The sequence below is a fragment of the Agromyces sp. P1_H4 genome (assembly GCF_056405255.1).
Window position 1 is genome coordinate 1 of the sequence record NZ_JBFUCL010000486.1, and the last position, 929, is coordinate 929.

At 74.7% G+C, this 929-nt stretch carries 1 protein-coding gene; it reads left to right on the top strand.

The genetic code is table 11. From position 1 onward, the window contains the following. Positions 1–63: 63 nt before the first annotated feature. Positions 64–929 (top strand): FadR/GntR family transcriptional regulator (locus tag AC1DY2_RS19165; protein WP_476763856.1); only part of this gene is annotated, 866 nt, incomplete at its 3' end.

Here is a 929-nt window from a genome sequence, read left to right on the forward strand (position 1 = left end):
GATGTGGTCTGACCACATCTGCTACTGTGGTCGGACCACATCGGCGCGGCGGGAGGCGACGGCATGCACCACGAGGGCGGCACGCTGCACGACGCCGGTGCGCCCGCGGCATCCGAGGCACCACGCGCCTGGCAGGCGGTGCTCGAGCACGTCGAATCCCAGCTGCTCTCGGGCGAGCTGTCGCCCGGTGACCGGCTCCCCGGCGAGCGCGCCCTCTCGGCCGAGCTCGGCGTCGGCCGCTCGAGCGTGCGCGAGGCGCTCCGCGTGCTCGAGGTGCTCGGCCTCATCCGCACGMAGGCCGGCTCAGGGCCGACCTCCGGCGCCATCATCATCTCCACGCCCGGCGGCGCCATGGGATCGCTCATGCGGCTGCAGGTCGCGGCACGCGGATTCCCCGTCGCCGACATCGTGCGCACCCGCCTCATCCTCGAGTCGGCGGTGGCGGGCGACCTCGCGGCGGCCTTCGACCTCGCCGCGGCATCCGACCCGACCGTGGCCGAGCCCCAGGCGCCCGACACCCCCGACCTCGCCGCGGCCGAGGCCCTGCTCGACGCCATGGACGCCCTCGACCTCGAAGCGGCCGAGTTCCTCGCGCTCGACGCCGCCTTCCACCTGGCCCTCGCCGAGGCATCCGGCAACCAGGTGATCACCGCCACCATGGCGGGGCTGCGCAGCGGCATCGAGGGCTACGCCCGAGCCGGCCTGGCCACGATCGCCGACTGGGCGGCGACCTCGGCTCGGCTGCGCGGCGAGCACCGCGGCGTGGTGGCCGCGATCAGGGCAGCGGATGCCGCATCCGCCCGCACCCGCATGCACGACCACATCTCGGGCTACTACGCCGAGACCTTCATCGACCCGTCCCCGACCGTCGGCCCCACCCCGACCCCGTCGACCACGCCAACCCCGGCACCACCCTCGCCCTCGAGGTG